Genomic DNA, 23,900 nt, shown 5'->3' with positions numbered 1-23,900 from the left:
TAGAATAAAAAAGAGCGGTCAAAATTGACCGCTCTTTTGTTTAGCCCTATTTTTTAAGTCTGTCATAAAAACAGTGATTAAAATTTATTTCCTTGAAAATAATATAGAAATTCACTCCTCCTATTTTATTTCTTTATGTTGATTTCACATTGACAAAAGTTGACTAATAAACTAAAGTATTCTTGGATATTTTTAGTGATTATCTTGTTTTATTCGTTTTTAATTTCAGTGAATGTAGTACTTAATAGCTGGCTTTATGTAACGATATCTTATTAATTTTATATTTAAGGTGAACTATGCATATTAGAAACCCAAATGCTTCTTTCTGCGAGAGTGCGTTCAAAATTAAATTAACTGGTTTAGCTTGTATTCTTATGGGAGTGTTTTCCACATCGGCTCAAGCTAGTGATCTTTACGGATGTCAAAATACTTCTCTTGTTAAAGCTGAAAACTCAAATGGTTGTTCCGTTTCAGTTGGTTTAAATCAAAAAAATGATGGTTATGTTTTTGGTGGACTTGCCGATAATGGTACAGCGAATAATAACCGTGTAAATATAGCGCATGGTGCGAATATTACATCAACTGTTAATGGCGGTTTTACGACTAAAAAAGAAGCGAATCATAATGAAGTGGTGATTGGTAATAATGTTCAAATCGGCACAGGTAGAGATGGTGGTTATGTTAAAGGAGGTACATCGATTGAATCGACCTCTGATTTTAATGCTGTCCGTATTGGCACAAATGTGACGGTTGCTGGTAGTGTAATTGGCGGTGATGGCGGTTCTTATAATAAATCTGTAGCGAATAATGTAAGTGCATCTAGTAATAGTGTGCATATCGGTGATCTTTCTTATATCACTTCTTCGGTAAGTGGAGGTAGTGGAGGAAAAACCTCTTCTTTTAATGAAGTCGTTATCGGTAACGGAGTTAGAGTCGGAAGTGAAGTGTCTATTACTAGCTCTGGTGGTATTGTTGAGGGAGGAAGCGCTTCTGTAAAATCTGATTTTATGAGCCAAGAGGCAAACTCGAATGTTGTGCATATTGGGGATGATGCTCAAATAGGTATGATTTCAGGTGGTGTTGCTAACGCGGTTTTTAGTAAAAATAATGTTGCAAATGATAACCGTGTAACGATTGGCAATCGTAGTCATACCTTATTGGTGAGTGGTGCCGAAGGGTGGGAAAGTTCAACCGTTACCAATAACTCTGTAACAATAGGAACGGATGCTGTAGCGGGTGAAATTTATGGCGCACGTTCTTCATCTGGTAATGTATCTAAGAACACTGTTCAAGTTGGTAAAAATTTAGTGGCTAATTTTGTGACGGGTGGTGATGCTTATTCTGCAGTTGCTGGTGAGGGAAATGCACACAATAATACTGTTGTGCTAGGTGAGAATGCAAAAGTAGCAGGAAATATCATTGGTGGGAGTGCATTAACAAAGGCGAACAATAACACAGTGGTACTACATAAAGGGTTCCATATTGGTGGTGTTGGTGGTGGCTCAGCTCAAAATGAGTCGAGCAATAATACCGTAACGCTTTTTGCTGGAACTGTGGATAACAATATTGCAGGTGGGACGAGCTTTCATTCCAAAGGTAATGTACTTAATTTGGGGACAGCCAAAGAAGGTATTGAAATGAATAAGCTAAAAGCTGAAGAGGTACTGAATTTTGATACCATTAATTTCTATTTACCTGATAATGTCCGTCATAACGATACTGTCTTAAATCTTTCTACGTCATATCTTCAGTTAGGTAATACAACGATGAATGCTTATGTACCTGGTAATGCTAATTTACATTCTGGCGATGTGGTACATTTGATTAAGGCTAATGACGGTTTATTTTGGAGTGGTAAAGGGAATGTGTATCAAGGTATTACCTTAGCACATGATTTAGCGAGTATTGCGTTGACGGCAGATAATAAAAATTTAGATCTTACCTTTAAACGTAGTAATCAACAAAAAATTACACCAGTTACTGATTCAAAAACTAAACCAGTTGTAAATACCAATACAACAGCAACTAAACCGGCTGTAAATACTAACACAACAGCAACTAAACCGGCTGTAAATACCAATACAACAGCAAACAAACCAGTTGTAAATACTAATACAACAGCAACCAAACCAGTTGTAAATACTAATACAACAGCAACCAAACCAGTTGTAAATACTAATACAACAGCAACTAAACCAGTTGTAAATACTAATACAACAGCAACTAAACCAGCTGTAAATACCAACACAACAGCAAATAAGCCGGTTGTAAATACCAATACAACGGAAACGACAACTAAACCAGTGGTGAATGCAGATGCAACACCAGTAACAGCAGTAAATCCAAAAACTAAATCATTAGTACAAGGTCGCTTAGTTGCCCCTGCGTTAGTCAATAATGGAGCAAGTTATCTTGCTGGAGGTTTGAATTCGTTGTATCAAGATGCTAATTTAAGTCAAGTTGGTGCAAATGAAAGCGGGTTTGTTCAAGCAGGTACAGCCGATCGTGATATTACGACTGGTAGTTATGTTAACTTGAAAGGGCTTACATTGGATGCCGGCTATGCCTGGAATAAACCGAGTGTTTCGGGTAATTGGTTATATGGTGTAGCAGCTGAATATGGTTATAGTCATTATACAGCGCATTTAGATGACGGTACAAAAGGTAAAGGTAAAGCCTGGAATCTTGGTGCAAATGTATTTAGCAATTATTTATGGAATAATGGCCTATATGCACAAGTAAGTTTACGTGCAGGACGCGTATGGAATGATTATCGTAGTGATGATTTCGTCCATGCAAATGGTACAGGTGTAAGATATAAGAGCAATGCAAATTACCTAGCTAGCCATGTCGGTTTTGGTAAAGTATGGCAGTTAGGTGAGAATAACTCCCTAGATACCTATGTGAAATATTTCTATTCGCATACTTCTGGTGATGAAGCGCATTTAAGTTCTGGTGAAACCTACCATTTCTCATCAGTTCGCTCTAAGCGTGGTCGTGTGGGTGTGCAATATAGCCATAATTTAAGCAATTTAGGTATGCACTTTGGTGTGGCTTATGAGCGTGAATGGAATGGAGACGTACGTGCACAATACCAAGGTTATGCATTGCCAACACCAACAATGAAAGGTGGTACAACCATTGCTGAAGCAGGGGTAGATTATAAACTTGCAGGCAAACAATTTAATACAACCTTACAAGGCTATGCTGGTCGTCAAAAAGGTTTGGGCATTCGTTTTGGTATGACATTCTAATCTAGAAATGCTTGATAAAAGAGCGGTCAATTTTGACCGCTCTTTTGTTTTTTTACTTCGCTATTTTTCATACCAAATTCGGTTCACATAGAGCACGACTTTACCGGAAGGTGTCTCCACATGAATTTCATCATCAACGTCTTTCCCGATCAAGGCACGTGCGACGGGAGAATCAATGGAGATCCAGTTTTTAGCGGGATCGAATTCATCGCAGCCGACAAGGCGGTATTGCTTCACTTCACCTTCTTCATCTTCTAGCTCAACCCAGGCACCGAAAAACACTTTGCCTTCTTGTTTCGGATGGTAATCCACGATTTGTAGCACTTCTAATCGTTTGGAAAGGAAACGCACACGGCGATCAATTTCACGTAAACGACGTTTACCGTAAATATATTCTGCGTTTTCACTGCGGTCACCAAGCGCGGCAGCATCTGAAACCGCTTGGGTAACTTTAGGACGTTCTTCTTTCCACAAAAATTTAAGTTCTTGGTCAAGCGCAAGCCAGCCTTGACGGGTAATGTAATTTGATTTTGCCATGATAAAAATAAAAGAATTTTTTTGAATTATATTTGAGCCTGTTGTCTAAAACCAGTATTCTATTCCCGTTTTTATCGAATCCTTTAATAACAAAGAAGTATGACAATGTTAAATCAACAAATTAGCCAAATTATTGCGGCAGAATTAACCGTTCAACCCCAACAAATCCTCTCCGCCATTCAATTACTAGATGATGGCAACACCATTCCATTTATCGCCCGTTATCGTAAAGAAGCCACAGGTGGCTTAGATGACACCCAACTTCGTCATTTTGAAACCCGTTTAATTTATTTACGTGAATTAGAAGATCGTCGTCAAACCATTTTGAAATCCATTGAAGAGCAAGGGAAATTGACCGCTGAATTGCGCGATAAAATCCATGCGACCCAAAGTAAAACCGAATTAGAAGATTTGTATTTGCCATACAAACCAAAACGTCGCACGAAAGGGCAAATTGCGATTGAAGCCGGCCTTGAGCCATTGGCTGATTTACTTTGGAACGAGCCGAAGAATGATCCTGAAACGGCAGCCGCTGAATTTGTAAATGCTGATAAAGGCGTAACAGATACTAAAGTCGCACTTGATGGTGCACGCTATATTTTAATGGAGCGTTTTGCTGAAGATGCGGGCTTATTAGCGAAAGTTCGTGATTATTTAGCGAAAAATGCCGTTATCGTATCCAAAGTGATCGAAGGCAAAGAAACGGAAGGCGCAAAATTCCAAGATTATTTCGACCACCAAGAATTATTGAAAAATGTGCCTTCTCACCGTGCATTAGCGATGTTCCGCGGGCGTAATGAGGGCATTTTACAATTAAGCTTAAATGCGGATCCTGATGCGGAAGAGGGAAGTCGCCAAAGTTATTGTGAAGAGATTATTCGTGATTATTTAGATGTCCGTTTCACGGGGCAACCTGCGGATAAATGGCGCGAGCAAGTGATTGCGTGGACATGGAAAATCAAAGTGTCGTTGCATTTAGAAACGGAATTAATGGCAAGTTTACGTGAAAAAGCGGAAGAGGAAGCTATTGATGTTTTTGCTCGAAATCTGACCGCACTTTTAATGGCTGCACCGGCTGGCGCAAAATGCACCATGGGCTTGGACCCAGGCTTACGTACGGGAGTTAAAGTCGCCGTAGTAGATAACACAGGTAAATTATTAGATACCACCACCATTTATCCACACACAGGGCGTGAAGCTGAAGCGCAAGTAGCGATTTTCAGCTTAATCCGCAAGCATAACGTGGAATTAATTGCCATTGGTAACGGTACGGCTTCTCGTGAAACTGAACGTTTTGCGAAAGAAGTGATTAAAGAAATCAAAGAAAATAAACCACAAACCGTTGTGGTGAGCGAAGCTGGCGCATCGGTTTATTCCGCCTCTGAATTTGCCGCAAATGAATTCCCGAACTTAGATGTGTCTTTACGTGGTGCAGTTTCTATTGCACGCCGTTTACAAGATCCATTGGCAGAATTAGTGAAAATCGAACCGAAAGCCATTGGTGTAGGGCAATATCAGCACGATGTAAACCAAACCCAACTTGCGCGTAAACTTGATGCAGTGGTGGAAGACTGTGTAAACGCGGTGGGTGTGGATTTGAATACAGCATCCGCACCGTTACTTGCTCGTGTGGCAGGGATGACGAAAACTTTAGCGCAAAACATTGTGGAATATCGTGATGAAAATGGTCGTTTTGAAAGCCGTGCAGAATTGAAAAAAGTGCCACGTTTAGGGCCAAAAGCCTTTGAGCAATGTGCAGGCTTTATGCGTATTGCTGGCGGGAAAAATCCACTTGATACTTCAGGTGTCCACCCAGAAGCTTATCCTGTGGTCGAAAAAATCTTGCAAGCCACCGCACAATCTATTCAAGATTTAATGGGCAATGCTGGTGTGGTACGTCAGCTTGATGCGAAACAATTCATTGATGAGCAATTTGGTTTACCAACTGTTCAAGATATTTTTAAAGAATTGGAAAAACCGGGGCGCGATCCGCGTGGTGAGTTTAAAACTGCAGTATTCGCAGAAGGCGTGGAAGAAATCACCGATTTAAAACCAGGTATGATTTTAGAAGGTACCGTCACCAATGTGACCAACTTCGGTGCATTTGTGGATATTGGTGTTCACCAAGACGGTTTAGTACATATTTCATCATTAAGCGATAAATTCGTGGAAGATCCACATCAAGTGGTGAAAACGGGCGATATCGTAAAAGTGAAAGTCTTAGAAGTGGATGTGCCGCGTAAACGTATTGCGTTGACGATGCGATTAGATGAAAGTGCGGTCAAAAATGACGGCAAATCTGACCGCACTTTAAGTGCTAAACCAAGAAGCAATGCGCCTCGCCAAGATCGTAATCAAAGAGGAAATAGTGCGATGGGTAATGCCTTTGCCGATGCGTTGAAAAATTGGAAAAAATAATTTCGTCATTTAGATGAACATTGTGGCCAAATAGGCGTACAATGAAGGGGATCTGGTCAATCATCCAATCCCCTTTTTTATTTCAACGAAAGGAATATTCTTATGGAAAAAGGTATTCTTGGGCCGCATGAAGGCAAGGAGCTGGAATTAATGTTAAGGGGCGAAAAGCAAGTGGCATTATTCAATCAGGAACTCGGTATTCCTGACGCCTTTCTCCCTTATCTTGAGCTAGGAATGCTTCATTCAAAAACAGTGCAACGTCATGTAAATGATGTTTGCTTAACCGATTTTATTGTCTATTTACCCCAATCTCTTGCACTCGCTGAACAGATGGAAGTGTTACTTCCTGCAAGCACTGTGAATGGTTTTGATCCAAAAGTGGAACGTGAAATCGGCCGAATTCTTGGCTACCGAGAAAAAGATATCGAATACTATATTCAGCATTTTCAAGATAATTTAGAAAAGTATCGGCAGCAGTATAGTTAATAGATAAAATAAAAGTGCGGTTGATATTTGAGCAAGATAGGAATGTATAGATTTGAAAAAGTATCTGACTAAATCCAAAAAGGGAATGAATAATGAAAAAAAAAGAGCTTATCTCTATCTTTCTGGTTTCTTTTTATATTATAGCAATGGTCTATCTCCTTATTTTATACAAGTTTAGTTTTGAGTTCTCTAAGGTTAATATCTTAATTATATTAAAATGGTATCCTGTGAGTCTTTTTGTTACATTAGTAGTGTTTTATCTAAAGAAATCAGAGTGAGTTATGGCGTGTAGCCAAATAGCATCGTCTGCAAGGTATATAGCAGACGAAATAGGATAAATACAGCGTCTGATTCTATTACCTATGAAAGATAATGAATTAAATATTACAAGCCATGTTTTTCTCTATAACGAGTTTGTTCATAAAATGGAGGATGATTATGGTCATTTAGATAGCTGGCTTAATATGGAAATATTAAATGCTTTGGCTCTTGATGATTGGGAAATGGAGGGGAGACCTGAAGTATGGAATGGTTGGAAAGATATATATCAGGAAAAAGCGTTAATTTTATTGAAGCTTTTTTTTAATGAGAGTGGCTTAAATTGTTACTAGATCGAGTATAAGATATAGGTAATGTTACTAATACTAATTTTGGTACTTGATTTGTAATAAACCAGAAAGTCTATTGTAGTGGTAAACAGAAATGATTGGGATATTTATGCGTTAATTCATTTTAATTTAGAAGTTTCTTTTTATATTAATTCTGACGACGTAAGGTTTATTGTAATCCCGTCGTTAATTATTAGTGTATTTATTGCAGGTATTGCATTGTATAATCGAAGGTAATAAAGACAACTTATGTCTGTTAAAAAATTAAATAGCATGCAATTTTAAACATTTTTATATAAAGTGCGGTCAAAAACACAAGCGATTTTGACCGCGCTTTTGTTTCCAAAGATGATTATTCTAAGTAAACCTTATAATTTCACATTCATTTTTCTGTAGAAATATCACTATAGATAGCATAACAAGTCAAAGTGGTAAATTAGGTAATTCTTTAATGTATACTAGATCGAAAGGAACTAATATTATTGTTAATAAGGTAAATTGATATGAATAAACCAAAAACTGTTTCAGTTATAGTAAATAATGAATTCTTATTAGTGACTTCTATTATTAGAGGGATGATTGGAATGACAAATCCAGATCAAGATTTTATTTTTAATCAAGTTGATATTACAGATTCATATTTTGGAAAGTTGGTTAGAGAAAAACTTGATGAAAGCAGAGAAGTATCCCTCCAGGAATTTCAAGCTATTTTTAATTCTGAGAAAATGAAGGGATTACAAAAAAGACTTGAGGAAGAGATGAAAAAACGCTATGGATACAAAAATAAAAAATCTATCTATAAGGATATGTCTTTTTTATCTTTAGAACAGGATAATTTATATATAACCATTTCGCCTCTTCATCAAGATTCTTTAGATGGAAGTACAGAAATTTCACTTCCTGACAATTCAGCATTAGAATTTAAATATGATAAGAGTATTTCGGATGAAGAATTAGGAAAAGCCATAAGACAAGCCCTGACGTATTGTACGAGTATTTATCGGTAATATATTTCCTCAAAATGTAAAGTGCGGTTAATTTTAAAGAGTTTTAAAATATCTCAAAAACTGACCGCACTTTTGTATTTTCAACGATGCTTATGTTAAGTGAATCAACTATTATAGCAGGTGTAGATAAATCAAATGGTAAAGCTGTGTTATTACCAGTTAGAGTTCCTAATAAGAAGTAGTCATATGAGGTCAATATGGAAAAATATCAAGTGTTTTTAGGCAGCGATATTGCAAAGACTTACAGTGATGCTAAAAAATTTACCTGGGAACGGGTTAATTCGTTTTCAGAGAATTCTTATCTCGTATTATTTCAAAGAATAAAATTAATTGATGAGTTTCGTGGAGATGTGTTTTTTTCAATTGGTTTATTAGATGACTATCACCGCGCATTAGCCTCTAAGCATTTATTAGAAAATGATATTTCAGGATTTAAAGAAAATGCTTCTATTGCGGGTTTCTTAGGTATTTTGTCTGAATATGATTTTCAATGGGCGTACAACGGAATTAATACAAATTTCTTTTTTATGAGTTTGCTTTCAGATAATCAAAAGTTGATTGATTATTTAATCAAACATCGTGATGAAATTGTCGATATTTCAGTCCCCTATAAACGAACTGATACGAGACCTTTTTTTAATGCGAACACTTTATTGGCGTTAAGTGGAGATTGGCAATTATTAAAAGAACGCGCACTCACGTTCTTAAATGATGAGAAAAAAGCCCGTAGTGATTTAAAGCGCATTCCCGATCATGAATTTTATGTGGCACTAGCAGATAAAAATATAAAAGGAATGCAAGAGGCTTTAGATAAATTACTCGAACTTAAGCTTGCGAAACGAGCAGCAAAAGATACACTTTTACATTTTGATTTTTATTTGCAACCGCAAGTTTTAATGTATGCCAAAATCGCAGCAATCCACGGTTTTGATTTGGGTATTGATAGTCCTATAGCACCCAAAGAATTGATTGATATAAATCCATTAGCAGAATATAAAATTCCTTATGATTTTATGAAATTATTTGATTTTGATGCGCCCCATCAAGTTTGGGTAAATTATGTCAAACAAAGAATGGAAGAAGCGAAGCAAAAGAAAGTTGAAAATAAAAAAGGATTTTGGGCTTCGCTATTTGGTAGATAAATCTACAGGAGAAATAGTTATATTTGATGAAGCATACCTGAGTTCAGGAATATATCATGGACATGTTAGAAAATGGGATGATTTAAATCAGGAAATGAAAAATAAATTAATAACAGAAGGGTTATTTAAATCTAATGGAAAAAAGTAAATAGTATGAAATATATGGATCCTAAATATTGTTCTTTTACACTTGATACGGTGGCGAATTGTTGCAATCTTATTTTAAATATTGTGCTATATTCAGTAGATAGAGATATCGCAGAAAAAATAGTTTTAGATAACCTTGATTCATCAATAGATGAATTAAAATATACATCAATAATATCAGTAGGACATATAGTTAGAATTGATAAAAGAATTTCCTTTGATATTATCAATAAACTAGAGTTATTAAAAAATAGTGGTCAGTTTTTAGGCGCGATAAGTGATGTTTTTGACGATATAAATTTATTTTGTGATAAGTAAAGGCAAAACGTAGCTTAATGGAGATGTTTGTAGTGATACACTAATCTCGCAGTGGTTTAGATTGGAAAATCGTTCGGTGAATCGAAGTCATAGAAATGAAATGCTGGGAAATGGTGATATTCAAAAAATTAAAGAGAATATGAAATTGTTTTTACACAAAAGAGGAAACTAATATGACAAATTTATATGAAGAATATAAAGATGACCATAAGATGCTTGTTGCGATAGCAGATGGAGAAGGAAATATCGCAATGCTGGAGGATATTTTCTTTATAAGTAAAAAGTTAGATATTCACTATGTATCGGCAGATAAATGGAATTGGCTACACCAGTGTAATTTAATTTGTGCGGCTCCGTTGTCGGTTGTGGAGTTTTATATAAAACATGGAGTGGAGATTAATGCGCAAGATATGTACGGAATGACTCCTTTGCATTATGCATTACGAAGTAAAAATGCTGAGGCGGCGATAGCGTTGCTTAAAGCAGGAGCAAATCCTAATTTACCGAACCAAGATGGTTTAATCCCTTTATCTATGATTGGATATATCCCAGAGAGATTGGATGTTTTAGAGCTTATGCTTCAAAAAGGGGCAAATGTGCATTACCTAGTAAATGAGGATGAAACTATTCTTGAAAGTTATAAACCTACAGAGAATGAGCCTCAATTAAAACCAATTTATGAATTAATGAAAAGGTATTCGTAGTGTTAAATATTTAGAGATGATATGAGTCCAAAAGTTAGAAGATATATTGAAGTATATAGTAATGAAACAGATGAGTTGCTTTATTCTTATAAAATAACAATTCCAGATCATCTAGTTATTGAGATAGTTTCACCTGATGAGGATGATGAATTTGCATTTTTTTCATATATTTTGACTCAGGAAAAAGTTCTTTCTCTAGGCGGTAAACATATTATAGATGAATATCATAACAATGATGTTGGATATTATGTTGCCTGTTATCAATCATAGGATATATAGATACCAAATAAAAGTGCGGTCAAAAACACAAGTGATTTTGACCGCACTTTATTATGGATTAGAAAGGATTATTCTGCGTCTTCTTTTGCCCATTCTAATGAGCGTTTAACGGCTTTTTTCCAACCTTTATAACGACGTTCACGTTTTTCTTCATCATTATCTGGTGTAAAGGTTCGTTCTACACGGGCTTTGTCGTGAAGCTCGTCTAAATCTTTCCAGAAACCAACTGCAAGACCTGCAAGGTAAGCCGCACCAAGTGCAGTCACTTCTTTCACCACTGGACGTTCTACGTTCACATCTAAAATATCTGCTTGGAATTGCATTAAGAAGTTGTTGTTGGTTGCGCCGCCATCGACACGTAAATATTGTAAGCGTTGTCCAGAGTCAGATTGCATTGCTTCTAATACGTCACGGGTTTGGTAAGCAATAGATTCAAGGGTTGCGCGTACAATATGGTTGCGGTTAGAACCACGAGAAAGACCAAAAATTGCACCGCGTGCATATGGATCCCAATATGGTGCGCCTAAACCAGTGAAGGCCGGAACAACGTACACGCCATTGCTATCTGGGACTTTTTGTGCGAAGTATTCGGAGTCGTGGCTGTCATGTACGATTTTGAGTTCATCACGTAACCATTGGATTGATGCGCCAGCGATAAAGACAGAACCTTCAAGCGCGTATTCAGGTTCACCTTTGGCGTTACACGCGATGGTGGTTAATAGGCCATTTTTAGAGGTAATGGCTTTATCACCGGTGTGAAGCAACATAAAGCAGCCTGTACCATAGGTATTTTTCGCTTGACCTGCGCGTGTGCATAGATGGCCGTAAAGTGCTGCTTGTTGGTCACCCGCGATACCTGCAACTGGAATGCGTACACCGCCTTTACCCCCGATGTTGGTTTGGCCATACACTTCGGAAGAATTGCGTACTTCAGGCAGCATAGAGCGTGGAATATTTAATAATTCCAACATTTTGTCATCCCATTTTTTCGTATGGATGTTAAATAACATGGTACGGGAGGCGTTGGTGTAATCCGTTACGTGAACACGGCCTTGGGTTAATTTCCACACAAGCCAGGTATCCACGGTACCAAATAGAAGCTCGCCGCGTTCCGCTTTTTCACGAGCACCTTCTACATTGTCTAAAATCCATTTCACTTTTGTACCGGAGAAGTATGGGTCTACCACTAACCCCGTGGTGTTGCGGATATATTCTTCGTGACCATCCGCTTTAAGTTTGTCTGTAATATCTGCAGTACGACGACATTGCCACACTATCGCGTTATAAACCGGTGTGCCGGTTGCTTTTTCCCACACGATGGTGGTTTCACGTTGGTTAGTAATACCAATTGCTGCAATTTCATCTGAGGTAATGCCTGCTTTTGCAACCACTTCGTTTAATGTTGAACTTTGTGTTGCCCAAATTTCCATTGGATTATGTTCCACCCAGCCTGCGCGTGGATAAATTTGTGTAAATTCACGTTGGGCGATTTCGACAACATTCGCATTGTGATCTAATAATACTGCACGAGAGCTTGTGGTACCTTGGTCCAACGCGATGATGTATTTCTTGTCTGTCATGGTGCTATTCCTTAGAGTGCTTGGCACTCTCATTAAATGAATGAAGAAATTTTGAGCTTAAACGAACAAATTGCGAACCTAACTTAATTGAATTCGAATCTAATTGGAACAAGCAATGTTGGGTTTTGTGATTAGCATCACAGATTTCGCCCCGAAAATATGTAAACGATTGCGTTAACGCACAAAATAATGTGATCGCTCTCTCATTTTTAGAAAATAGATCGATTTTATCTATTGAATTAATTGGTTAAAACTAGATAATGAAGCCACTCACTTTGAGTATCTCAATATTTGATCAAACAACGAAACGAATTGCAAAGCAAGATTTCTTCAATGAAATCATTAAGTTAATCATTATTTGGAGATTCTCTTATGAATGCCTATTTTGCAGAATTTTTTGGCACAGCACTCTTAATCCTGTTAGGTAACGGTGTGGTAGCCAACGTATGTTTAAATAAAACGAAAGGGCAAAGTTCTGGTTGGATTGTGATTACTACCGCGTGGGCATTTGCGGTGTATGTGGCGGTTGTTGTGACAGGTCCTTATAGTGGGGCACACTTAAATCCTGCGGTAACACTTGGCGTGGCAATGAAAGGTGCATTTTCTTGGGAACTGGTACCTGGCTACATTGCGGCACAAGTGGTGGGCGGCATGCTTGGTGCGTTGTTGGTTTACATTACCTATAAAGATCACTTTGCAGCCACCGAAGAAGAGGGCTTAAAACGCGCTTGTTTCTGTACCGAACCTGCAATTCGTAACTATCCAATCAACTTAGTAAACGAAATTGTTGGTACCTTCGTGCTTGTTTTCGTGATTTTCTATCTTGCGGGGGCAAATATCACTTTACCTGGCACAGCAGAAAGCACGCCAATTGGTTTAGGTTCTATCGGGGCATTACCAGTAGCGATTTTAGTTTGGGCAATTGGTTTGAGCTTAGGTGGAACAACCGGTTATGCGATCAACCCTGCTCGAGATCTTGGTCCGCGTTTAACCTTAGGTCTTTTCTTGGGTGGTACATTAAAAACTAAAGCTGACTGGGGATACAGTTGGGTTCCGGTTATAGGGCCATTTATCGGGGCGGCTTTAGCAGCGGTATTCTATAATGCCATTATGTAATTTATTCAAATAGAAAGAGCGGTCAAAATTCATGATGTTTTTTGACCGCTCTTTTTATATTTAGAGGTTTGATTAAATACAATAATCTTCGAATTCCATTGGCATTTTAGCTTGCAATAAGAATTGTTTGGTGCGTTCTTGCTGTGGATGACTGAAGAATTCAGCCGCGGTATTTTGTTCAACTACCTGACCATTTTCCATGAGAATCACGCGATCTGCCACATCTTTGGCAAAATTCAATTCATGGGTGACGATAATCATTGTCCAACCTTCTTGTGCGAGCATTTTGAGTGCTTGTAACACTTCACCGACGAGTTCAGGGTCAAGAGCGGAAGTAGGCTCATCTAACAAGATAATATCGGGTTTAACGGCTAAAGCACGGGCGATCCCGACACGTTGCTGTTGACCACCAGAAAGTTGAGAGGGATATAAATCCGCTTTTGCTTTTAAACCAATTTTTTCCAATAATGCTAAGGCTTTTTCACGCGCAATCTCTTTCGCTTGTTTTTGCACAACTACCATGCCTTCCATCACATTTTCGAGAGCTGTGCGATGGGGAAATAGATTGTATTGTTGGAATACCATTGAAGAACGACGACGCAATTTTAGTTCATCGGCTTTGCTGATTTTTTTACTGAAATCAATGGTTAAGTTTCCATCAGTAAATGCTAATACTCCTTTTTCCGGACGTTCGAGCAAATTTAAACAGCGTAAAAAAGTCGTCTTGCCTGAACCTGATGGACCCAGAATGGCAACCACTTCGCCTTTATTAATTTCAAAATCAATGCCTTTTAATACATGGTGGCCATTAAAACTTTTCTGAATATTCGTGACTTTTAACATAACCAGTCCTTATAAATGGCGAGAAAGGCGTTTTTCTAAGCGGGTTTGCCCTATCGACAGCACAAAACAGAATACCCAATAAATGAGAGCCGCTTCACTATAAATTAAAATAAATTCGTAGTTTTCAGCTGTGATGTTTTGTGCCACACGGAATAATTCAGCGATCCAAACGAGTGAAGCAAGGGATGTATCTTTCACTGTGCTAATAAATGTATTTGATAGCGAAGGGACGGAAATATGTAAAGCTTGCGGCATAATGGTGCGTACGAAAGCTTGTGTGTAATTCATGCCTATCGCATAAGAGGCTTCCCATTGACCTTTAGGTATCGCAAGAATAGAGGCTCGCACGGTTTCAGCGGCATAAGCACCAATGTTAATGGAGAATGCAATAATTGCGGTCGGGAAAGGTTCCAGTTTGATACCGACTTCAGGTAAACCATAGAAAATAATGAAGATTTGCACCAACATTGGCGTGCCGCGAATAATTGAAATATAGGTGCGACAAATGCCCTGCAGAATTTTGGTCATTAAATTGGGATGTGGCAATGTGCAAATCACAGCCACGATAACTGCAATGAATAAACCGCAAAAGAAGGAAATGACCGCAAGGGGGATCGTATATAAAATTGCCCCTTCCATCATAGGCCAAAACGAGCTGATTACATAATCAGCTCGTTCTGCGGTCATAAATGGAAGGCTGGCTAACCAATTATTGAGTAATGTCATCGCCAAACCATTTGATTGAAAGTTGTTTTAAAGTTCCGTCTTTGCGTAGTTCTTCAAGTGCTTGGTTCACTTTTGCAATAAGCGGTTCTTCACCTTTCAAGAAAGCAAAACCGGTTGGGATTTTCTTATCACTTTCTACAGCAATTTTTAAGCCTGCATTAGGTTGTTTTTTGAAGTAATCTAACACCGCAAGCTTATCGTTTACTGTTGCATCAACACGACCTTGTTTTACCGCTTCAAGGTTTTGCGCCAAGCTATCTACAGTCACGATAATTGCACCATTATCACGCGCATCTTTGCTCCAGTTACTGGTTGCAGATTGTGCAGATTTTTTACCTTTTAAATCAGGGAATGATTTAATGCTATCGTTATCAGCTTTCGTCACGATTACGCCAGCAGAGTAGTTATAAGGTGCACTGTAATCATATTTTTTTAAACGTTCTGGGCTTGGATTGGTTTGGTTCGCAATAACATCAAAGCGTTTTGCATTTAAACCTGCATACATGCCGTCCCAAGCGGTTTCTTTAAATTCAACTTTCCAACCTAATTTTTGTGCCACTTTTTCGATAATTTCCACATCGAAACCTGTTAACTTGCCATCTTTGTCGTGGAAAGTAAATGGTGCGTAGGTTCCCTCAGTACCGACTAATAAGGTTTTAGTTTGTTCAACGCGATCAGCAATTTCACCGGCGTTAGCAAAAGTAGAAAGGGCTAATCCTGCCGCTAAAAGTGCGGTGCTAAAAAATGATTTTTTCATAAGTATTCCTTTTTTAGATAAATAACGAAAGTGAAATGAATTATAAGAAGCGAAAAAGAAAAGAAAAGTATTATTTATTTATGAATTATTTCTTTTCGTTATATCAAATAAAAGTTGTTTAATTAATAAACAAAAAAGGTCTGTAAAAACAGACCTTAGATAAAATGAATTCAATCAATAGATTAAGCTTCAATACCTTCGAATAATGCTGTACTTAAATAACGTTCTGATGCAGAAGGTAGGATTGCAACGATTAATTTATCTTGGAATTCAGGTAGTTTTGCTAAGCGGTCAGCCGCTGCCACTGCAGCACCTGAAGAAATACCCGCAAGAATGCCTTCTTCAGCCATTAAGCGACGAGCGGTCGCAATTGCCGTATCGCTATCTACAGTTTCCACACGATCGATTAATGATAAATCTAAGTTTTTCGGAATGAAGCCCGCACCGATACCTTGAATTTTGTGTGGGCCTGGTTTCACTTCTTGGCCTGCAAGGGTTTGGCTAATAACAGGTGATTCTGTTGGTTCAACCGCCACAGAGGTAATTTTTTTACCGTGATCTAATTTGATCGCACGAGAAATACCGGTAATTGTACCGCCGGTACCCACACCTGCAACCACAACATCAACTTTACCTTCCGTATCTTTCCAGATTTCTTCACCAGTGGTTTGACGGTGAATGTCCGGGTTAGCCGGGTTTTCAAATTGTTTTAGCATCACATAATGATTTGGGTTAGACGCCACAATTTCTTCTGCTTTAGCGATCGCACCTTTCATCCCTTTTGAACCTTCAGTAAGCACGAGATTCACGCCTAAACCACGTAATAAACGTTTACGTTCAAGGCTCATGGTTTCAGGCATGGTTAAGGTGATTTTATAACCGCGTGCTGCTGCTACATAAGCTAAAGCAATACCTGTGTTACCGCTGGTTGCATCTACAATTTCTTTACCCGCGGTTAAAATGCCGTCTTTTTCTGCTTGCCAAATCATATTGGCACCAATACGGCATTTCACGCTAAAGCTTGGGTTACGACCTTCAATTTTTACGACAACGTTACCATTGTGTCCGAAGTGTTTTAAACGAACTAATGGCGTATTACCGATTGAGTATGAGTTATCTGCATAAATTGTCATTTTACTGTCCTTTTATATTGTTGAATTAATTGATGCAGTAGTTATAACACCGGCTTTTATATAAAAAAAATAGTTAATAGCTATATTTTATAACTAAATGCTATTTATTCACGATGTTATTTTCTGAAGGCTTAATTTCTGTACTCGTAGAACGTGTCACAATTTGTGTTGAACCTGAAGTGCGGTCAAAATTCATATCAAATTTTAATTGTGAGCGATAATTTTCCACCCACATTACGGTTGCACCACAGACCGCCACAGGAATAATCACTAAATTCACAAGTGGCAATGCGGTACAAAGAGTAATTAATGCCCCGAATGTCAGGCTTTGAGAACGTCTTTCGCCTAACGCATTTTTCATAATGCCAAAAGAAATTTTATGGTTATCAAACGGGTAGTCACAGTACTGAATCGCCATCATCCAACAGGTAAATAAGAATGTCAGCACAGGAATAATGGTTTGCCCAATAACTGGGATAAAACTCAATAAGAACAAGCCCACAAATTTCGGTAAGCTGTACCATAGTTTTTGCCATTCTCGGTTCAACATACGCGGCACATCTTTCATAATTTCGGCAAAACCATCATTATTAACGGCTTCACCGGTCAGCATTTTTTCGACTTTTTCTGCTAATAATCCATTAAACGGTGCGGCAATAAAGCCTGAAAGTGTCGTAAAGGCAAAATAGAAAAATAAGAGAATTGAGCCAATAGACAGCACGAGCAAAATCACACTTAAAAAGCTTAACCAATCAGGAATAAAGCTCATTACCCAGTCGATCATTGTGGAGATTTGAGAAACAAATAACCAAAATAAGCCTGTAAGCAGGACGATATTCAGTAGAATTGGCATAATCACAAAACGTCGGAGACCTTTTTGCGTAATGAAATGCCAACCCATCACGAAATGATTGAAAGCAGATTTTATTTCATTTTGATCGATCATCATTGTTCCTTTAAATTGAAAAGTAAAAATACAAAACGTCACAGAAAGACAATATTTTTTGAGGAAAATTCCATCTCATCCCTTTTAATATCTTGTTTGCTTTTCTATTTTTTCACCTGTCGAAATGTGATAGGATCAGCAAAAATCATTGCGTTAAGGAGCAACAAGCATGGACTTAAATACCATTTTGATCATTCTAGGGGTGATTGCTTTAATTGCCTTAGTGGTACACGGATTATGGTCAAATCGTCGTGAGAAATCAAAATATTTTAAAAGTGCGAATACATTTAACCGCACTTCTAAAAGTGGGGAGGTCAATTCTTTTTCGCAAGCCGCTGATCCTAATGCGGATATTCGTTTAACACATCGTGCTCAAGCGGCACAGCCTGTACAACAAAATGTTCAACCTAAAGTGACACCTCAGGCGGCAAGCCAACAACAATTAAATTTTGATGAGCAACATGCTCAAGTTGATGCGCGTCAAATAGAAAAAAGTGTGGATGATATTAAAATCTCCTTACCAAATCAGCCAGTTTATGAGATGAATACGGCGCAACCTGCTCCTGCGCCACAGCCTGAACCTGTGGTTTATCCTGAAACGAATGTACAACCGAAACCACGTGTGGCAGAGATGACAATCGAAGAATTAGAAGCACAAAGCAGTGATTTTGATGGTGTGAATTCTTCTTCGCCTGAATTGCGTGAGCAGTTAGCCGAGATGTCATTAAACCCACATCAAGAACTCACTCACGAGAATGTGCATTTTAACTATCACGAACCGGTAGAAGTTGAAAAACCAAAACAAACCACCGGTTTTGTTCAACTTTATGTGATTTCAAATCAAAATCGTGAATTCTATGGTCCACAATTATCTCAATCTTTAGAAAACTTGGGATTCATTTTTGGCGAGCGTCAAATGTATCACCGCCACTTTGATTTAAGTGTGGCAAGCCCAGTGTTATTTAGTGTGGCAAACATTGAACAGCCCGGTACGTTTGATTATTACAATATGGCAGAGTTTTCAACCATGGGCGTAGTGCTCTTTATGCAGCTACCATCACCAGGTAATAATTTGGCAAATTTACGCATGATGATTCGCGCAGCGAAAACCATCGCAGAAGATTTAGGTGGTGTAGTGTTGACCGATCAACAAGAAATTTTTGATGATGTAGCTGAGCAAGATTATTTATCTCGCATCGCATAAAACGCACGAAAAAATAACCGCACTTTGGGCGAGCCGATGGTTCGCCCATTTTAATTCAATGAGTAAACCGTTAGAGAACATTATGAGCCTTCAGCAACAAATTGATACATTACGTCATGATCTTCGTCGTTATGAATATGAATATCACGTGTTGGATAACCCAACCATTCCGGATGCAGAATATGACCGTTTATTTCACCAACTTAAAGCTTTAGAAGCCGCTCATCCGGAACTCATTACGGCAGATTCACCTACTCAACGTGTGGGCGCAAAACCGCTTTCAGGTTTTGCCCAGATTCGTCATGAGATTCCGATGCTCTCTTTGGATAATGCTTTCTCAGACGAAGAGTTTTATGCATTCGTAAAACGCATTGAAGATCGTCTTATTCGTTTGCCAGAACCCCTTACTTTCTGCTGTGAACCTAAGTTAGATGGTTTAGCGGTGAGTATTTTGTATGTAAATGGCATACTGACTCAAGCGGCAACCCGTGGTGATGGGGCAACAGGGGAAGATATTACCGCGAATATCCGTACGATTCGAAATATTCCGTTGCAGCTTTTAATGGACAATCCGCCAGCTCGTTTAGAAGTGCGTGGTGAAGTGTTTATGCCACACGCGGGCTTTGAGCGTTTAAATCAACAGGCGTTAGAGAAAGGTGAGAAAACCTTTGCTAACCCGCGTAATGCAGCGGCGGGATCGTTGCGCCAGCTCGATCCGAAAATTACGAGTAAACGTCCATTGGTATTGAATGCTTATGGTATTGGCATTGCGGAAGGGGTAGATTTGCCGAATACGCATTATGATCGTTTGCAATGGCTGAAGTCTATTGGGATTCCGGTAAACCCAGAAATCCGTTTATGTAACGGCACAGATGAAGTGTTGGATTTTTATCGTGATATTCAAAATAAACGCAGTGCTCTTGGCTACGATATTGATGGTACCGTACTGAAAATCAATGATATTGCGTTACAAGAGAAATTAGGTTTTATCTCAAAAGCACCGCGTTGGGCAATTGCTTATAAATTCCCTGCACAAGAGGAATTAACTCGCCTAAATGATGTGGAATTCCAAGTGGGTAGAACAGGGGCGATTACCCCTGTGGCTAAATTGGAACCGGTATTTGTGGCTGGTGTCACGGTGAGTAACGCCACATTGCATAATGGTGATGAAATTGAACGCTTGGATATTGCTATTGGCGATACGGTAGTGATTCGCCGTGCGGGAGATGTGATCCCTCAAATTATCGGTGTATTGCACGATCGTCGTCCAGCGGATGCGAGACCGATTGTTTTCCCTAAAACTTGTCCGGTATGTGATTCGGCCATTGTTCGTATTGAAGGCGAAGCGGTAGCGCGTTGTACGGGTGGTTTATTCTGTGCCGCACAGCGTAAAGAAGCGCTTAAACATTTTGTTTCTCGCAAGGCCATGGATATTGATGGCGTAGGGGGAAAATTAATCGAACAATTGGTGGATCGTGAATTAGTTCATACACCCGCCGATTTATTTAAGTTAGATTTAACCACATTGACTCGTTTAGAAAGAATGGGCGCAAAATCAGCTGAAAATGCCTTAGCGAGCCTTGAAAAAGCAAAAAATACGACGTTAGCACGTTTTATTTTTGCTTTAGGGATTCGTGAAGTGGGTGAAGCAACAGCATTGAATTTAGCGAATCATTTTAAAACCCTGGAAGCCTTGCAAAATGCAGATTTAGAAGCCTTACAGCAAGTGCCTGATGTGGGCGAAGTGGTGGCTAATCGTATTTTAGCATTTTGGCATGAACCACATAATGTGGCAGTGGTGAATGATTTAATCGCTCAAGGTGTACGTTGGGAAACCGTAGAAACCAAAGAAGTGGCAGAAAACCGCTTTAAAGGTAAAACAGTGGTGTTAACGGGAACCTTAACTCAAATGGGACGTAATGAAGCCAAAGCGTTATTACAAGATATGGGCGCGAAAGTGAGCGGCTCTGTTTCAGCAAAAACAGATTTTGTGATTGCCGGTGATGCGGCGGGTTCTAAGCTCACAAAAGCACAAGAATTAGGTGTTACCGTTCTAACGGAAGAAGAATTTTTGGCTCAGATTTAACCGTCTCAATCGAAAAAAAAACTAAAAAAATGACCGCACTTCATCTCATCTCAAGATTAAGTGCGGTTTAACTTTTCTTCTTAATAAACGATAGCGGACATTTTAAGCTCTTAATTTACTGGCTCCACGTTCCAGTTGTTTTGCCAAGCATTCTTTTGAAGCAATAATCTGTTTACCAAAACGTTTATATAAACGTTGTTTTAATTTTGCCAACCCTTTCACTTTAGCACTTTTTTCTGCCCCAAATAACTGCTTAATATGGAGTGTCACCTGACCAATCTCTTGTAAGGCTATACCTGTTTTGGCTTTTAATTCGTTTAATTGGAACGTGATTTTTTCCTGTACATGCTGTTCCAATCGTTGCGTTAATTCTGTCGTATCGGCGGTTTCATTTTGACACAACTGTTCAAATTCGGCGATTTCTGTACTGAAATCTAGCTGTAACCCTTGTTCCAGTTCAATTAATACTGCCGTGCCGTATTCCAATTGTGATGTTAATTGCTGTTGGCTTTGAACTAATTGATTTTGAATGGCTTCACTTTGCTCAATACATTCATTTAATGACTGTTTCATTTCTGTTTGTTGCTGCATGGCAGAGGCTTTTATTGAATCAATTCGTTGTTGAATTTGCTGCATAAGATCTGACATTGTTTGTACGTTTTCCATTTTCTTCTCCTTTGGGATTTTTAACCGCACTTAAGAAAAGTGCGGTCATTTTGTTACTTATTTTTTGATGATTTGTTTCACATCCACTTCTGTTTTATTCCATTCTTTATCGACTTTACCAATAATTTGAATGTTATCTTGAGGTGCTATCGTTTCACCATTCCATGCTTTTTTGCTGACTTCAATTTGAATTTCTTTTCCACTTGCGTCTTTAAATAAGAAATCCTTTTTACCAATTTGTTTTACAATTTGTCCGTCTAAACGAACTGGAGTATCATCATTGGCATTTAATGCATCATCAACGGTTTTTACAATAACACTTTCATCGACAAAACCTTGTTGGGTGTTGTGCTTGTGACCATCATTAAATCCTTGTGCTATTGCGGTGTTATATACGGCAACAGAAGATAATGCGATAGCTGCAACAGTAAGTAATTTTTTCATAGTTTGTTCTCCTAAATAAGATAATCATAAAGTAAGTTGAAAGCTTTGCTTTCAGATGTATTAAATCATTCAAATCTTAATCTTTTCTTAAGTGATTAACATTTTTCAGATTTATTTATCGATTGGATTGTTTGCCTTTCGATGAGTGTATTTAAACAAGGAATCTTAAGGAAAGATTAAGAGAGGTAAAAAAAATGAAAATTTTTTGAAAATAAAAAAATAGGGCGTTTAAGCCCTACTTTTATGAGAAAAATGCCCTGGAAATCTACCGCACTTTAGCCTGCTACTGCAGGTAAATAACCTGCTTGAATTAAGAATGGTACGATCATAATGATTACGCCAATTACTAAGGCTATCACTAAGGTTACGTTTCCACCGATTACACGATAAGACAGATTTGGATTTGCTTGACGTGTTTTCCATGCTAGTCCAATAGGTAAAATCAAGCAGTAGAACGCACAGAGTAAACCCGCATAGCTTAATGCAGCGATAAAGCCTTCAGGATAATACAAGGCAAATGCAAGTGGTGGCGTAAAGGCTGCAATGGTAAGTGTTAAACGGTTGTGTGGCAATTTGTAACGTTTAAATAAATCGCCTAAACCTTCAAACACGCCTAGCATCACACCGAGGAAAGAGGTGATTAATGCAAGTGCAGAGAACACACGCACGATTTCGCCCATGATGTGGGAATTGGTGATTTGACGTGTGGCATTGACTAAGCCGTTAAGGGTTGGATCTGCTTGGAGCAATTGTACGAACTCATTTTGGCTTAATACACCGTGAGTCGCTAATTGCCATATCAAATAAGCGATCAGTGGAATGGCTGTACCAATTAAAATCGCTTTACGGAATTGAGTGACACTACCATCTAAATAGCTATTTACGCTACCCATGATGATGTGGAAGCCAAAAGAGGTAAAGAAAATTGGTGCCGCAGAGATCACGAAAGCATAATTTAAAGGTAAGGCCATCAGGTTATCGACAGATACTTTTGGTAACATCATGAACAACACAAAAGCAAAGGCAATTAATTTACCGATGAACAGAATACGGGTGGCACCATCAACGCCTCTTGTACCTACAACCACAAAGGCACCGAGTACGACGGTAAATAAAATGATTGAAAGTTCGGAGGAGAGACTTTCAAAGCCAAAAGCCGTTGGTAAACCAGATAATAATGAACCGCCTCCGGTGATGTAGGCCGCAGAAAGGGCGTAAAGTAAAATGAGCAAGCTAAAAGTCGCTAAGACACGTCCAGTGATACCAAAGTATTTTTCAGCGAGAGTCGCTACGCCATCATTCAGGCGATCAGCTGTTTGATAGACTTCAACAAAAAGTAAACCGCTATAAACTAACAGCGCCCATAAGCCGACTAATAATAAAACAGTGTAACCAAAACCAATTCCGGCAGAGGTTAATGGCATCGCGAGCATCCCGGCTCCGATGGTCGTGCCTGCAATGATTAAGGCACTGCCGAATGTTTTGTTCTTTAGCATAAA

General features: G+C 38.6%; 22 protein-coding genes. 12 read left to right on the top strand and 10 right to left on the bottom strand.

The genetic code is table 11. The annotated features are described in order from the left end of the window. Positions 1 to 296 precede the first annotated feature (296 nt). A complete protein-coding gene (locus RDV53_RS03105; RefSeq protein ID WP_005694766.1) occupies positions 297 to 3,254 on the top strand; it encodes an autotransporter domain-containing protein in 2,958 nt (985 codons plus the stop codon). A gap of 60 nt (positions 3,255 to 3,314) precedes the next feature. Here RDV53_RS03105 and greB read toward each other — a convergent pair whose 3' ends face one another. Continuing rightward, complete coding sequence (gene greB, locus RDV53_RS03100; protein WP_005694764.1) at positions 3,315 to 3,791, bottom strand: transcription elongation factor GreB; 477 nt, start codon at positions 3,789 to 3,791, stop codon at positions 3,315 to 3,317. A gap of 105 nt (positions 3,792 to 3,896) precedes the next feature. Here greB and RDV53_RS03095 point away from each other — a divergent pair, with 105 nt between their 5' ends. From RDV53_RS03095 to RDV53_RS03060, 8 genes are all read left to right on the top strand, one after another. Next, the gene (locus RDV53_RS03095) at positions 3,897 to 6,209 is read left to right on the top strand and encodes a Tex family protein (RefSeq protein ID WP_032822360.1); all 2,313 of its coding nucleotides are present in this window, start codon (positions 3,897 to 3,899) and stop codon (positions 6,207 to 6,209) included. Between the two features lie 102 nt (positions 6,210 to 6,311). Then, on the top strand, positions 6,312 to 6,695 hold the full coding sequence (locus tag RDV53_RS03090; RefSeq protein ID WP_005694761.1) for a hypothetical protein: 384 nt from the start codon (positions 6,312 to 6,314) through the stop codon (positions 6,693 to 6,695). A gap of 362 nt (positions 6,696 to 7,057) precedes the next feature. Continuing rightward, positions 7,058 to 7,306, top strand: a complete 249-nt coding sequence (locus RDV53_RS03085; RefSeq protein ID WP_005694759.1) for a hypothetical protein — start codon at positions 7,058 to 7,060, stop codon at positions 7,304 to 7,306. A gap of 500 nt (positions 7,307 to 7,806) precedes the next feature. Continuing rightward, positions 7,807 to 8,310, top strand: a complete 504-nt coding sequence (locus RDV53_RS03080) for a contact-dependent growth inhibition system immunity protein (protein ID WP_005694758.1) — start codon at positions 7,807 to 7,809, stop codon at positions 8,308 to 8,310. A 197-nt stretch (positions 8,311 to 8,507) separates the two neighbouring features. Then, positions 8,508 to 9,452, top strand: coding sequence for an Imm49 family immunity protein (locus RDV53_RS03075; protein ID WP_005694757.1), 945 nt, complete (start codon positions 8,508 to 8,510; stop codon positions 9,450 to 9,452). A 153-nt stretch (positions 9,453 to 9,605) separates the two neighbouring features. Then, entirely contained in the window at positions 9,606 to 9,917 is a 312-nt protein-coding gene (locus RDV53_RS03070) for a hypothetical protein (protein WP_005694754.1), read from the top strand. Positions 9,918 to 10,090: 173 nt separating this feature from the next. Beyond that, the gene (locus RDV53_RS03065; protein ID WP_005694753.1) at positions 10,091 to 10,621 is read left to right on the top strand and encodes an ankyrin repeat domain-containing protein; all 531 of its coding nucleotides are present in this window, start codon (positions 10,091 to 10,093) and stop codon (positions 10,619 to 10,621) included. A gap of 21 nt (positions 10,622 to 10,642) precedes the next feature. Continuing rightward, entirely contained in the window at positions 10,643 to 10,891 is a 249-nt protein-coding gene (locus RDV53_RS03060) for a DUF7683 domain-containing protein (RefSeq protein ID WP_005694751.1), read from the top strand. A gap of 77 nt (positions 10,892 to 10,968) precedes the next feature. Here the strand turns inward: RDV53_RS03060 and glpK are convergent, their stop codons facing one another. Continuing rightward, positions 10,969 to 12,480 carry a glycerol kinase GlpK gene (gene glpK / locus RDV53_RS03055; RefSeq protein WP_005694750.1) on the bottom strand — a complete coding sequence of 504 codons (1,512 nt, stop codon included), beginning with the start codon at positions 12,478 to 12,480 and terminating at the stop codon, positions 10,969 to 10,971. Between the two features lie 372 nt (positions 12,481 to 12,852). On the opposite strand from glpK, the gene RDV53_RS03050 reads away from it, so the two are divergent. Next, positions 12,853 to 13,596, top strand: a complete 744-nt coding sequence (locus RDV53_RS03050; protein WP_005694749.1) for an MIP/aquaporin family protein — start codon at positions 12,853 to 12,855, stop codon at positions 13,594 to 13,596. 72 nt (positions 13,597 to 13,668) lie between these two features. On the opposite strand, the gene RDV53_RS03045 is transcribed toward RDV53_RS03050, so the two are convergent. The 5 genes from RDV53_RS03045 to cysZ form a co-directional block, all read right to left on the bottom strand. After that, a complete protein-coding gene (locus RDV53_RS03045; RefSeq protein WP_005694747.1) occupies positions 13,669 to 14,439 on the bottom strand; it encodes an amino acid ABC transporter ATP-binding protein in 771 nt (256 codons plus the stop codon). A gap of 9 nt (positions 14,440 to 14,448) precedes the next feature. Beyond that, a complete protein-coding gene (locus RDV53_RS03040) occupies positions 14,449 to 15,165 on the bottom strand; it encodes an amino acid ABC transporter permease (protein WP_005694746.1) in 717 nt (238 codons plus the stop codon). Next, entirely contained in the window at positions 15,149 to 15,922 is a 774-nt protein-coding gene (locus RDV53_RS03035; RefSeq protein ID WP_005694744.1) for an amino acid ABC transporter substrate-binding protein, read from the bottom strand. The genes RDV53_RS03040 and RDV53_RS03035 overlap by 17 nt, the downstream gene beginning before the upstream one ends. 182 nt (positions 15,923 to 16,104) lie before the next feature. Beyond that, a complete protein-coding gene (cysK, locus tag RDV53_RS03030; RefSeq protein ID WP_005694743.1) occupies positions 16,105 to 17,055 on the bottom strand; it encodes a cysteine synthase A in 951 nt (316 codons plus the stop codon). A 100-nt stretch (positions 17,056 to 17,155) separates the two neighbouring features. Next, entirely contained in the window at positions 17,156 to 18,001 is an 846-nt protein-coding gene (gene cysZ, locus RDV53_RS03025; protein ID WP_032822365.1) for a sulfate transporter CysZ, read from the bottom strand. Positions 18,002 to 18,170: 169 nt separating this feature from the next. Between cysZ and zipA the strand changes: the two genes are divergently transcribed. Further along, a complete protein-coding gene (zipA, locus tag RDV53_RS03020; RefSeq protein ID WP_005694741.1) occupies positions 18,171 to 19,205 on the top strand; it encodes a cell division protein ZipA in 1,035 nt (344 codons plus the stop codon). Between the two features lie 82 nt (positions 19,206 to 19,287). After that, positions 19,288 to 21,291 carry an NAD-dependent DNA ligase LigA gene (ligA, locus tag RDV53_RS03015; protein WP_162177821.1) on the top strand — a complete coding sequence of 668 codons (2,004 nt, stop codon included), beginning with the start codon at positions 19,288 to 19,290 and terminating at the stop codon, positions 21,289 to 21,291. Between the two features lie 102 nt (positions 21,292 to 21,393). Here ligA and RDV53_RS03010 read toward each other — a convergent pair whose 3' ends face one another. The 3 genes from RDV53_RS03010 to RDV53_RS03000 all read right to left on the bottom strand — a co-directional run bounded on the left by RDV53_RS03010 (position 21,394) and on the right by RDV53_RS03000 (position 23,897). Next, complete coding sequence (locus tag RDV53_RS03010) at positions 21,394 to 21,957, bottom strand: hypothetical protein (RefSeq protein ID WP_032822367.1); 564 nt, start codon at positions 21,955 to 21,957, stop codon at positions 21,394 to 21,396. 57 nt (positions 21,958 to 22,014) lie between these two features. Beyond that, positions 22,015 to 22,401: a YgiW/YdeI family stress tolerance OB fold protein gene (locus RDV53_RS03005; RefSeq protein ID WP_005694737.1), complete on the bottom strand. Its 387-nt coding sequence runs from the start codon at positions 22,399 to 22,401 to the stop codon at positions 22,015 to 22,017. Between the two features lie 275 nt (positions 22,402 to 22,676). Continuing rightward, positions 22,677 to 23,897, bottom strand: coding sequence for an aromatic amino acid transport family protein (locus RDV53_RS03000; protein WP_005694736.1), 1,221 nt, complete (start codon positions 23,895 to 23,897; stop codon positions 22,677 to 22,679). Between the last annotated feature and the right edge of the window lie 3 nt (positions 23,898 to 23,900).

This window comes from Haemophilus parainfluenzae ATCC 33392 (genome assembly GCF_031191205.1).
Classification (GTDB): Bacteria; Pseudomonadota; Gammaproteobacteria; order Enterobacterales; family Pasteurellaceae; genus Haemophilus_D; species Haemophilus_D parainfluenzae.
The sequence above is the reverse complement of the archived record's forward strand: the minus strand, read 5'-3'. Positions and strand labels throughout refer to the sequence as shown.

Coding starts and splice junctions, on each gene's coding strand:
- RDV53_RS03080 (WP_005694758.1), top strand. CDS start 7,807: ATGAATAAACCAAAAACTGTTTCAGTTATAGTAAATAATGAATTCTTA.
- glpK (WP_005694750.1), bottom strand. CDS start 12,480: ATGACAGACAAGAAATACATCATCGCGTTGGACCAAGGTACCACAAGC.
- RDV53_RS03095 (WP_032822360.1), top strand. CDS start 3,897: ATGTTAAATCAACAAATTAGCCAAATTATTGCGGCAGAATTAACCGTT.
- cysZ (WP_032822365.1), bottom strand. CDS start 18,001: ATGATCGATCAAAATGAAATAAAATCTGCTTTCAATCATTTCGTGATG.
- RDV53_RS03045 (WP_005694747.1), bottom strand. CDS start 14,439: ATGTTAAAAGTCACGAATATTCAGAAAAGTTTTAATGGCCACCATGTA.
- RDV53_RS03090 (WP_005694761.1), top strand. CDS start 6,312: ATGGAAAAAGGTATTCTTGGGCCGCATGAAGGCAAGGAGCTGGAATTA.
- greB (WP_005694764.1), bottom strand. CDS start 3,791: ATGGCAAAATCAAATTACATTACCCGTCAAGGCTGGCTTGCGCTTGAC.
- RDV53_RS03040 (WP_005694746.1), bottom strand. CDS start 15,165: ATGACATTACTCAATAATTGGTTAGCCAGCCTTCCATTTATGACCGCA.
- RDV53_RS03085 (WP_005694759.1), top strand. CDS start 7,058: ATGAAAGATAATGAATTAAATATTACAAGCCATGTTTTTCTCTATAAC.
- RDV53_RS03105 (WP_005694766.1), top strand. CDS start 297: ATGCATATTAGAAACCCAAATGCTTCTTTCTGCGAGAGTGCGTTCAAA.
- RDV53_RS03065 (WP_005694753.1), top strand. CDS start 10,091: ATGACAAATTTATATGAAGAATATAAAGATGACCATAAGATGCTTGTT.
- ligA (WP_162177821.1), top strand. CDS start 19,288: ATGAGCCTTCAGCAACAAATTGATACATTACGTCATGATCTTCGTCGT.
- RDV53_RS03070 (WP_005694754.1), top strand. CDS start 9,606: ATGAAATATATGGATCCTAAATATTGTTCTTTTACACTTGATACGGTG.
- RDV53_RS03005 (WP_005694737.1), bottom strand. CDS start 22,401: ATGAAAAAATTACTTACTGTTGCAGCTATCGCATTATCTTCTGTTGCC.
- RDV53_RS03060 (WP_005694751.1), top strand. CDS start 10,643: ATGAGTCCAAAAGTTAGAAGATATATTGAAGTATATAGTAATGAAACA.
- RDV53_RS03075 (WP_005694757.1), top strand. CDS start 8,508: ATGGAAAAATATCAAGTGTTTTTAGGCAGCGATATTGCAAAGACTTAC.
- RDV53_RS03035 (WP_005694744.1), bottom strand. CDS start 15,922: ATGAAAAAATCATTTTTTAGCACCGCACTTTTAGCGGCAGGATTAGCC.
- RDV53_RS03010 (WP_032822367.1), bottom strand. CDS start 21,957: ATGGAAAACGTACAAACAATGTCAGATCTTATGCAGCAAATTCAACAA.
- cysK (WP_005694743.1), bottom strand. CDS start 17,055: ATGACAATTTATGCAGATAACTCATACTCAATCGGTAATACGCCATTA.
- RDV53_RS03050 (WP_005694749.1), top strand. CDS start 12,853: ATGAATGCCTATTTTGCAGAATTTTTTGGCACAGCACTCTTAATCCTG.
- zipA (WP_005694741.1), top strand. CDS start 18,171: ATGGACTTAAATACCATTTTGATCATTCTAGGGGTGATTGCTTTAATT.
- RDV53_RS03000 (WP_005694736.1), bottom strand. CDS start 23,897: ATGCTAAAGAACAAAACATTCGGCAGTGCCTTAATCATTGCAGGCACG.